General features: G+C 69.2%; 9 protein-coding genes. 5 read left to right on the plus strand and 4 right to left on the minus strand.

Annotated elements, in window-relative coordinates; translation table 11 throughout:
- Window positions 1–75 precede the first annotated feature (75 nt).
- The 4 genes from VEIS_RS08825 to VEIS_RS08840 are packed head-to-tail and all read right to left on the minus strand — an operon-like array spanning window position 76 to window position 5,295.
- The gene (locus VEIS_RS08825) at window positions 76–1,188 is read right to left on the minus strand and encodes a CaiB/BaiF CoA transferase family protein (protein ID WP_011809567.1); all 1,113 of its coding nucleotides are present in this window, start codon (window positions 1,186–1,188) and stop codon (window positions 76–78) included.
- Window positions 1,185–3,317, minus strand: a complete 2,133-nt coding sequence (locus VEIS_RS08830; protein WP_011809568.1) for an acetate--CoA ligase family protein — start codon at window positions 3,315–3,317, stop codon at window positions 1,185–1,187. The genes VEIS_RS08825 and VEIS_RS08830 overlap by 4 nt, the downstream gene beginning before the upstream one ends.
- A 25-nt stretch (window positions 3,318–3,342) precedes the next feature.
- Complete coding sequence (locus tag VEIS_RS08835; RefSeq protein WP_011809569.1) at window positions 3,343–4,488, minus strand: acyl-CoA dehydrogenase family protein; 1,146 nt, start codon at window positions 4,486–4,488, stop codon at window positions 3,343–3,345.
- Between the two features lie 42 nt (window positions 4,489–4,530).
- Window positions 4,531–5,295 carry an IclR family transcriptional regulator gene (locus VEIS_RS08840; RefSeq protein WP_011809570.1) on the minus strand — a complete coding sequence of 255 codons (765 nt, stop codon included), beginning with the start codon at window positions 5,293–5,295 and terminating at the stop codon, window positions 4,531–4,533.
- Window positions 5,296–5,485: 190 nt separating this feature from the next.
- Between VEIS_RS08840 and VEIS_RS08845 the strand changes: the two genes are divergently transcribed.
- The 5 genes from VEIS_RS08845 to VEIS_RS08865 are packed head-to-tail and all read left to right on the plus strand — an operon-like array spanning window position 5,486 to window position 9,905.
- Window positions 5,486–6,466 (plus strand): Bug family tripartite tricarboxylate transporter substrate binding protein, encoded by a 981-nt coding sequence (locus VEIS_RS08845; RefSeq protein WP_011809571.1) that lies wholly within the window; start codon window positions 5,486–5,488, stop codon window positions 6,464–6,466.
- A gap of 47 nt (window positions 6,467–6,513) precedes the next feature.
- Window positions 6,514–6,963, plus strand: a complete 450-nt coding sequence (locus tag VEIS_RS08850; protein WP_011809572.1) for a Zn-ribbon domain-containing OB-fold protein — start codon at window positions 6,514–6,516, stop codon at window positions 6,961–6,963.
- On the plus strand, window positions 6,960–8,213 hold the full coding sequence (locus tag VEIS_RS08855; protein ID WP_011809573.1) for a thiolase family protein: 1,254 nt from the start codon (window positions 6,960–6,962) through the stop codon (window positions 8,211–8,213). Before VEIS_RS08850 ends, VEIS_RS08855 begins: the two co-directional genes overlap by 4 nt.
- A gap of 25 nt (window positions 8,214–8,238) precedes the next feature.
- Window positions 8,239–9,045, plus strand: coding sequence for an enoyl-CoA hydratase/isomerase family protein (locus tag VEIS_RS08860; RefSeq protein WP_011809574.1), 807 nt, complete (start codon window positions 8,239–8,241; stop codon window positions 9,043–9,045).
- Window positions 9,046–9,089: 44 nt separating this feature from the next.
- Window positions 9,090–9,905: an SDR family NAD(P)-dependent oxidoreductase gene (locus VEIS_RS08865; RefSeq protein ID WP_011809575.1), complete on the plus strand. Its 816-nt coding sequence runs from the start codon at window positions 9,090–9,092 to the stop codon at window positions 9,903–9,905.
- The last annotated feature ends 75 nt before the right edge of the window (window positions 9,906–9,980 follow it).

Here is a 9,980-nt window from a genome sequence, read left to right on the forward strand (position 1 = left end):
CAATGCCGTGCAGCGGTGCGCTTGCCACCCTCCTTCATCCTTTCATCCTCCCCCATTCCCCGCCCCGACCGGTGGTCAGGCTCGCGCATTGCCCAGCACCGGCGCGACGCCGAGCCGGCCCGGCCGCACGCCGGCCATGGCCACCGGGTAGCGCGCCAGCGGGAGCCTTTGGCCGGCCTCGGCCTCGAACTTGTCGCGCTGCGCAAACTGCGGCAGGGCGGCCAGCTCTGACGGCCCGATCACGGGTGCTGCGGGGATGTCGTGCTTTTGCAGCAAGGTGAAAACCTCGTTCAGGTCACGCTCGGCCAAGACTTCGGCGATGCGGGCATTGATGGCGCCGGCCATGGCCTTGCGCGCCGGCATCTGGCGCAAGGCCGCAGTGGCGTAGGGCGCAAGGTCCAGCGCCTGGCACAGCCGCGCCCAGAAATGGTCTTCGAGCGCGGCGATGGAAAGATGCCGACCGTCGCGGCAGGCGAAGGCGCCATAGGCGGGCTTGACCAGCGTGGCCTGGCGCTGCTCCGCCAGTGTGTGCGCGCCGGCCTCGCGGTATGCGGCCAGGCGCGGATTCATCCAGTGCAGCGCGCAGTCTGCCAGCGCCACATCGAGGTGCTGGCCGGCGCCGGTGTGCTGGCGTTGGTACAGCGCGGCGAGCGTCGATGACAGCGCATACATCGCGCTGCACAGGTCTGCCAGCGGCAGGCCGAAGCTCTGCGCAGGCCCGCCGCCGGGGGTGCCTGACACCGCCAGCACGCCGGCGGCGGCCAGGTAGTTGATGTCGTGGCCCGGCAGGTCGGCCCAAGGCCCTTGCTGCCCGTAGCCGCTGAGCGAGACGTAGATCAGGCGCGGAAATTCGGCGCGCACCCGGGCCGCGTCCAGCCCCAGCCGTGCCATCACGCCGGGCCGGTAGGACTCGACCAGCACATCGGCCTGGCCGATCAGTGCGCGCACTCGGGCGCGTTGCGCCTCGTCCTTCAGGTCGGCCAGCAGGCTTTGCTTGCCACGGTGGAGCGCATCGAACAGGCCCGGGCCCATGCGCCGCAGGTTGTCGCCGCCGGGCGGGCGTTCGATCTTGATGACGCGCGCGCCGAGTTCGGCCAGGTTTTGCGTGAAAAACGGGCCGGGCAGCAGTTCACTGAAATCGATGACGGTGATGTCGGCCAGCGGTGGCGGCGCGGTGCCGGCCGTCATGCGGCGGCTCCGGTGCGCTCGATGATCAGCGCGTCCAGCGGTATTGCGCCCTGGCCTTTGGCGCCGACCCAGACCGGGTTCAGTTCCAATTCTTCGATGCGGTCTGCGTGGCGCAGCACGAAGTCGGAGATGCGCACCAGCAGTTCTTCGAGCGCGGCGATGTCGGCGGGCGGCTGGCCGCGTGCGCCGCCGAGCAGCGCGCGCACCGTGTGCACCATGGCCGCCGCATCGCGCGCGGCGATCGGCAGCAGGCGGCGCGTGACGTGGCGCAGAAGCTCGACGTAGATGCCGCCAAGGCCGAAGGTCAGCACATGGCCGAACACCGGGTCGCGCGTCACGCCGATCATCAGCTCGACACTGCCGGGCGCGGCCATTTTCTCGATCAGCAGGCCGGCGATGCGCGCGCCGGGTTGCCGCGCCGTGACGGTGCTCATGATCGTGTGCCAGGCCGCTTGCAACTGCGCGGCATCGCGCAGGCCGACTTGCACGCCGCCGATGTCGGACTTGTGCGCGATGTCCGCGCTGACGATCTTGGCAACCACCGGGTAGCCGATGCGCCCGGCGTGCGCGAGCGCTTCGTCGGCGCTCTTGGCGAGCGCGTTCGGCATCAGCCTGACACCGGCCTGTTGCAGCATTTGCTTGGCCTGTGCTTCACCGAGGCTGCGCGTTGCGCCGCCATCGTGCGATCGCTGGCCGGGCTGCGCGAGCGGGCGCTGGAGCGCTCCGACGTCGGGGTTGGCGCGCCGGTGGCGCCCGTATTCCACCCAGCGCCTGATGGCCGATACCGCCTTGCCCACCGAGCGCGGCGGCGCAAAGCCTGCGGCGACGAGCCGCTGGTAGCCTTCGCCGAGCCGGTCGCTCATCCAGATCGGCACGATGGGCGCGGCGCAGCCCTGTTGCGCGTGGATGATGCAATCGGCCATGCGCGTGGTGCTTGCGCCGTAGTCCAGGGCGATGGGCACGATGGTCAGGCCCAGGTTGGCATCGCTGGCCACGCGGCCCAGCGTGGTCTCGACCACGCTCTGGTCGCTGAGCACCATGGCGGTGGTATCGACCGGGTTGCCGATGGCGGCGTAGTCCGGCAGCCGGGCGCGCAGCAGCGCCGTGGTCTCGGGCGTGAAGGCCGCGAGCCTGAGTCCGGCGGCGCCGACGGCGTCTGCGGTGAGCGCCGCCGTGCCGCCCGATGAGCAGTAGATGCCCAGCGCCTCCCGGGCGCCGGGCATGGCGCGCGCGAACAGCCACGCGGTGTCTGCCAGTTCGTCGATGTCGTCGACCTCGACCACGCCGAACTGCCGAAAGATGGCGCTGTTGACCTGCGCCGAGCCGGTCAGCGCGGCGGTGTGCGACTGCGCCGCGCGCCGGCCGTATTCCGACTTGCCGACCTTGAGCACGATCACCGGCTTGCCGTTGGCCGCCGCGCGCTGCACGGCGGCGACGAATTTCGGGCCGTCCTTGATGCCTTCGAGCAAGCTGACGATGACCCGGATGTCGGGCGCATCGGCCATGTAGTGGATGAAATCGGCCACCTGCAGGTCGACCTCGTTGCCGGTCGATGCCCACAAGCCGATGCCGATGCCGCGCTCCATCGCCTGCATCACGTTGCGCCCGAGTCCGCCGCCCTGCGTCGCCAGGCCAATCGGGCCTTTGACGAGGTCATGCGGGAATGAGGGCGAGAAGGTCAGGCCCAGGCGCTGGTTGACGTTGGTCAGGCCCGGGCAGTTCGGGCCGTACAGGCGCAGGCCGCTGCGCGCGGCGATCTCTTGCAGGCGCTGCTCTTGGCGCCGGCCCTGGTCGCCGGCCTCGCCAAAGCCCGAGCTCAGGATGACCGCGAAGGCCACGCCGCGCGCTGCGCAGTCCTCGATCACCGCGAGCACGCCGCTGGCGGGCACGGCAACCACCACCACATCGGGCGTGGCCGGCAGCGCCGCGACGCTGGGCCAGCAGCGCTGGCCGCGCAGTTCGGGCCGGCTCGGGTTGACCAGATACAGCGGGCCGGCCAGTTCGGAATGCGTGAGCAGGTTGGTGAGCGTGCGTTCGCCGATGCTGCCCGCGCGCTCGGATGCGCCGACGAGGGCGATCGAGCGCGGATGGATCAGGCGCGCCAGGTCGGCCGGGCGGTGGTGCTCCATGGGGGTGTTCCTTGGGTGTTCCTTTTCAGGCGATGGCCGAGATGCCGAGGATCTCGCGCCCGACGATCAGCGTCTGGACTTCGGTCGTGCCCTCGGGGATGGTGCCGCCGCGCGTGTCGCGGAAGATGCGCTCGATCGGGTAATCGCTCGCGTAGCCCAGGCCGCCGTGCACCTGCAGCGCCATGCTCGCCACCTCGTGCGCGGCCTCGGTGGCGTAGAGCTTGGCGATGCAGGAGGCCATGCGCGCGTCCTGCGTGCCGAGCGCTGCCGCAGCGCGCAGGCCCAGCGCCCGCGCGGCTTGCACGCGCACCGTCATGTCGACGATGAGCTTTTGCACCAGTTGGAAGCTGCCGATCGGCCGGCCGAACTGGCTGCGGGTGCGCGCGTAGTCGATGGACAGGTCCAGCGCCGCCTGCGCCGCGCCGACCGCGCCCATCGCGATGTTGACGCGCGCGCCGTCCAGCCCCGCCAGCATGCGCTTGAGCGCGCCGCCCTCGGCGCCGAGCAGGTTGGCGCGCGGCACTTTCACCTGGTCGAAGCCGAGCTCGGCGGTGCCGGTGCTGCGCAGCACCATGGTGTCTACGCGGCGCATCTCGTAGGGCGAGACGGCGCGCTCGACCAGGAAGGTGGACAACTGGCCCTGGCAGTCGGGGCTGAAGGTGCGCGCGACCACGATGCCGAAGTCGGCAAACGCGCCGTTGCTGATCCAGAGCTTGCGGCCGTTGAGCACGTAGTGGTCGCCCTGGAGATCGGCGCGGGTCTGGACCTGCGCGATGTTCGAGCCTGTGCCCGGCTCGCTGATGGCGGTAAAGCAGCGGCGCTGCGAGGCCAGCAGCGGCTGGAGGAAGCGCTCCTTTTGCTCGGGCGTGCCCTCGGCGGCGATTTTGTGGATCGAGCCGTTCGTGATGTTGAGCATGGTGCGCAGCGACAGCCAGGCGTAGCCGGCCTCCTCCATCAGCATGGCCCAGGTGAGCGAGTCCAGGTCCATGCCGCCTTCGGCCTGCGGCAACCTGCCGCCGATGTAGCCGAACTGCGCCAGTTCCTCGAGGAGCTCGAACGGAAAGCTCTTGTCGGCGTCATGCCTGGCGACCAGCGGCGCGACCTGGCTTTTCATGAAGCGTCGGATGTTCTCGCGCAGCAGCGTCTGCTCGGCGTCGGGGGTGAAATTCATCGGGCTGCCTCCTGGGGGTGGATGGAAAAAATGGCCTGCGCGCTATGCGGCGCCAGGCTCGCTGCCGCTGCGCGGACGAAAGACCAGCGCCTGCACCTCCTGCAACGCAGCCAGCAGGGCTTGGCGCTGCGGGCGCAGGCGGTCGGTGGGGCCGGCCACCGAAAGCGCCAGCGGCGCGCCGCCCGCATGGCCCGCGACCGCCAGCGCCGACAGGCCGTCGCCGCCCTCGTTCTCGACCCAGATCCAGCCCTGCGTGCGCGCCTGCGCCACCTGCGCTTGCAGCGCGGCCAAGTCGACGATGCTGCCTTCGGCAATCTTGCGCAGCGGCTTGAGCCGCAACTGGCGCGCCGCCTCCTCGGGCGTGCCGAGCGCGAGGATGGCCTTGCCGAGCGCCGACACATGCAGGCTCAGCTTGTCGCCGACGTTCTGCATGTAGCGCAGCGGATGCCGCCCTGCGGTGAACGCCAGCACCTTGACCACGCCGGCTTCGATGCGGCCGCACAGCCCTGTCTCGCCGGTCTTGTCGCGCAGCAGTTCGGCCGCTTCCGAGGCCACCGCGTAGAGCGGATCGCTGGCAGAAATCTCCCGGGCCACCGACAGCAGCCGGGCCGTCGGATAAAAGCGCCGGCTGCGCGCGGTGCGCAGCAGATAGCCAAGCTCGTGCAGCGTGTGCAGCAGGTCTGAACAACTGCTTTCGGGCAGGTCCAGCAGCCGCGCCAGGTCGGCGTTGGATAGCTCGCGCTTTTCCCGGGCGAATAGTTCGAGCAAAGACATGGTGCGGGCGGCAGCAGGGACGATGATGGGCATTTTTACTCCGATATTTCGTAGACAAACACGAATATACCGGATCAAACGCCAGGTGTGTTCTTTCTTGATGATGCAGTGTTTGGCGTGATGTGGCGAACGTCATTGGGACATACCCTATTGATTCTCAACGAAATACAGAAATACATTCCGGTATGTCGTAGAAATTGTAAACAACCATCTGGAGACCTGCATGGACAAGTTCTGCAAGAAAGCGCTGGCCGGGCTGTGGGTGGTGGCTGCTTTGGCGCCCGCAGATGCGGCCGGGCAGACCTGGCCAACGCGGCCGATCAGCTTCGTCGTGCCGTTCACGCCCGGCGGCATCACCGACAGCAATTCGCGGCTGCTGGCCAAAATCCTGAGCGACAAGCTCGGCCAGCCGGTGGTGGTCGAGAACCGGCCAGGCGCCGGCGGCTCGATTGGCGTGGAAGCGGCCGTGCGCCAGCCGCCCGACGGCTACACGATGATCTACGGCACCTCGGGCACGCAGGCGGCCAACCTCGCGCTGTACAAGAACATCCGCTACGACCCGGTCAAGGACTTCGTGCCGGTGCACGCGCTGTCGGCAACGCCGCTGGTGCTGGTGGTCCACCCTGAGCGGCCATTCAAGACCGTGCCCGCACTGATCGCCTACGCCAAGGCCCACCCCGGCCAACTGAACTTCGGCTCGGCCGGCGCCGGCACTGGCACGCACCTGTCGGCCGAACTATTCCAGGCGACCACCGGCATCCGCATGACCCATGTGCCCTACAAGGGCAGCAGCCCGGCACTGACCGACCTGATGGCCGGCAACCTCGACCTGATGTTCGACTACGCCGCCGTCGTGCTGCCCTTCGTGCAGGCCGGCAAGCTGCGGCCGCTGGCCGTGACCAGCAAGACCCGGCTGGCGGCCATGCCCGACGTTCCGGGCGTGGGCGAACTAGGGCTGCCCAAGGCCGAGGTCAGCGCCTGGAGCGCCGTGTTCCTGCCGGCCCAGACCCCGCCCGGCATCGCCAAACGCCTGGGCGACGCGATTGCGCAGGCCATTGCCGACCCCGAGATGCTGCAAGCGACCGAGAAGTTCGGCAGCCTGCCCCTGAAGGACCTGCGCGACGCCAGGCTCGGCGAGTTCGTCAAGACCGAGATGGTGCGCTGGCGCGAACTGGTTCAGGCCTCCGGCGCCAAGCTGGAATGAGCGGCCCTTTCCATCCTGTCCACCTTCACCCTGTCCACCCTGTCGCCATGACCCATGACCCTGCTGCGATGACCCGAGACCTGAGCACACTGCCGGCGCAGCGGCCGTCGCTGTACCGCTTGGCCGCCGACGGCCGCTCGCTGGACTTTCTGTTCGCGCAATGCCCGGCCTGCCAGGCCCTGAGCTTTCCGGCGAACGCGCCTGGCTGCATGCACTGCGGCCAGGCCATCGACGCCAGCGCGCAGGTGCTGCGGCCCGGCGGCGGCACGCTGCTCGAATATGTGACGCTGCATCTGGCGCTGGCCCCGGGCCTGCCCGTCCCGGGCATCGTGGGCGACATCCGCATTGCCGATCGAGTGGTGCAGCAGGGCCTGATTGCGGTCGATGACGAAAGCCGGCTGCACCCCGGCATGGCGCTGCGCGCACGGGCGCAGCCGCTGGCTTCGGGCGACGGCTATGGATGCGTGTTCGTTCCAGATCGGCAGGCCGCGCAATGAGCCATTGGATCGACGGCAACGGCGGCGTCTACGTTGCCGGCATCGGCCTGCACCGCTACCAGTTCCCGACGCAAACGCCCTACACCCACCTGGGCCTGACGGCGGTGCGCGCAGCGCTGGCAGACGCCGGGCTGGCCTGGCAGCAGGTGCAAAGCGCCTACATCGGCACCACCTCGATCGGCATGGCCGCAGGCCCGGTGATGCTGCGCCACCTCGGCGCTGGCGGCCTGGCGGTCATGCAGGTCGAGAACGCCTCGGCCTCGGGCTCCTTCGCCTTTCGCCAAGCCTGCATCGAAGTCACGCATGGCATCAGCGACGTGGTGCTGGCGCTGGGCGTGGACAAGCATGGCGACGGCCGCCGCGCAGCGAACAAGGACGGGCTGGAACATCTGAGCGACAGCGCCACCATCCCGGCGGTCAAGTTCGCGCTGATGGCGCGCAGCTACCTGCGCGAGCGCGGCGCCGGCGCCGAGGCCATGGCCCGGGTGGCGGTCAAGAACCACGGCAACGCAGCGCGCAACCCGTATGCGCAGTTGCGCAAGCCGCGCACGCTGGAGCAGGTGCTGGCCGCCACCAAGGTGGTGGGCGACCTGACGGTGCCGCAATGCTGCCCGCGCGGCGAAGGCGCAGCGGCGGTGCTGCTGGTCTCGGGCCATGCGCTCGGGCGCCTGGGCCTGGAGCGAAAACGCTGCGTGCGCGTGCGCGCCTCGTGCGCCAACAGCGAGCGTCATCAGCACCCCGAGCGCAGCGAGGGCCATCAGTGTCCCGAGCGCAGCGAGCGTCATCAGCCCCCCGAGCGCAGCCAGGGTCATCAGCATCCCGAGCGCAGCGCACCGGGCGCCCCCCGCCATGGCGCCAGCGCGATCGAACTGGTGCGCAGCAGCGCCCAGGCGGCGCTCGAACAGGCCGGCATCGCGGCCACGCAACTCGATCTGCTCGAACTGCATGACGCCTTCTCGGTGGAAGAACTGCTCTACAGCGAAGCCATTGGCCTGTGCGCACCCGGCGAAGGCCCGGCCTACCTCGAACGCGGCGACTCGCAGATAGGAGGGCGCTGCGCGATCAACGCCTCGGGCGGACTGCTCGGCATGGGTCACCCGCTCGGGCCGACAGGCATCGGGCAGATCGTCGAAATCACCCGGCAACTGCGCGGCGCCGCCGAGGGCCGCCAGCACCCGGGCGCACGCTGGGGCATGGCCCACATGATCGGCTTGGGCGCGGTGGCCATAGCGCATGTGCTATCGGCCTGAGCCAACACAGGAAGGAACGACCCCGATGAGCGCAGCCCCTGCGGCGCTGGCCAGCGTGCTGTACGAACGGCGCGAGAACGTTGCCATCGTCACGCTCAACCGCCCCGGGCGCATGAACACGCTCGGCGGCTCGATGAAGCCCGACCTTGCGCGCGCCTTCTTCGAGTACGCCCGCGCTGACGAGCGCGTGCGCGCGGTGCTCATCACCGGCAGCGGCGAGCGCGCCTTTTGCGCCGGCGCCGACATCAAGGAACGCGCCGACCAGCAGACCACGGGCAGCGACTACTTCGTCGCGCAAAAGGCCACGCACGAGTTGCTGCGCAACATCGAAGAGTTCGAGAAACCAGTGGTCGCCGCGATCAACGGCGTGGCGCTCGGCGGCGGGCTGGAGGTCGCGCTGTGCTGCGACATCCGCCTCGCCTGCGACAGTGCGCGCTTCGGACTGCCCGAGGTCAAACTCGGCGTGATTCCCGCCGCCGGCGGCACGCAGCGCCTGCCGCGCCTGATCGGCCAGGCGCGGGCCAAGGAACTGATCCTCACCGCAGACCTGATCGACGCCGACACCGCGCTGCGCTACGGCATCGTCAGCCGCGTGCTGCCGCAGGCCGAACTGATGCCCGCCGCCATCGCGTTCGCGCAGCGCATCGCCGAACACCCGCCGCTGGCGGTCAGATTCGCCAAGCGCGCCATCAACCGCGGCTTGCAGACCGACCTCGACTCGGGCCTGGAATACGAGCGCTATGCGGCCGCGATGGTCATCGACAGCGCAGACCGCAAGGAGGGCATGCGGGCCTTCGTCGAAAAGCGCAAGCCGGTGTTCACCGGGCGCTGAGCGCCGGCCCTGTTTTTTTTCAACGAACATCCAGGCAGACAAGCATGAAACTCGGATTGGAAGGCCAGGTCGCGCTCGTGACCGGCGGCGGCCAGGGCGTGGGCCGTCAAATCTGCATCGAACTGGCGACCGAAGGCGCGCGCGTCATCGTCAACGACCTGTTCGCGCAACGCGCCGAGGCCGTCGCCAAAGAAATCACCGCCGCCGGCGGACAGGCGCTGGCAGCACCGGCCGACATCACGCACAGCCCACAGGTGCAGGCCATGGTCGCCCGGGGCAGCGCGCATTTCGATGCGCCGGTGACGGTGCTGGTGAACAACGCCGGCATCATCCCCGAGCGCCGCGAAAAAGGCGGGCGCACGCCAGCCTTTCTCGACATGCCGACGGCGGACTGGGCCAAGATCGTCGACCTGAACCTCTACGGCACGATGAACTGCTGCCACAGCGTGCTGCCGGGCATGGTCGAGCGCAACGGCGGCCGCATCATCAACATCATCTCGGAAGCCGGCCGCATCGGCGAAGCCAACATGGCCGTGTACTCCGGCGCCAAGGCCGCGATGGCAGGCTTTGGCAGGGCCTTGGCGCGCGAGCATGGGCGGCACGCGATCACCGTGAATTCGGTAGCGCTCGGCGCGGTGTCCCACGCCGGCATCAAGGACGGGCCGCTGGCCCTCCACGCCAGCGCAGACAACGACGAACGGCTGGGCAAGATGCTCAAGGTCTACCCCATCGCCCAAGGTGCCGGACGGCTCGCGCGGCCCGAAGACATCTCCGCACTGGTCGCCTTTCTCGCGTCCGGGCGCGCCCTGTTCATCACCGGCCAGACGATAGGGGCCTCGGGCGGGTTTGCGATGCCGTAGTGGGCTGGGCGCGTGCCCTGGTCATTGACTGGCCATGGAGCGAAGTTCAAGGCTCAATGAGAGCCGACAGCCATG

The sequence above is a fragment of the Verminephrobacter eiseniae EF01-2 genome, from assembly GCF_000015565.1.
GTDB lineage: Bacteria > Pseudomonadota > Gammaproteobacteria > Burkholderiales > Burkholderiaceae_C > Acidovorax > Acidovorax eiseniae.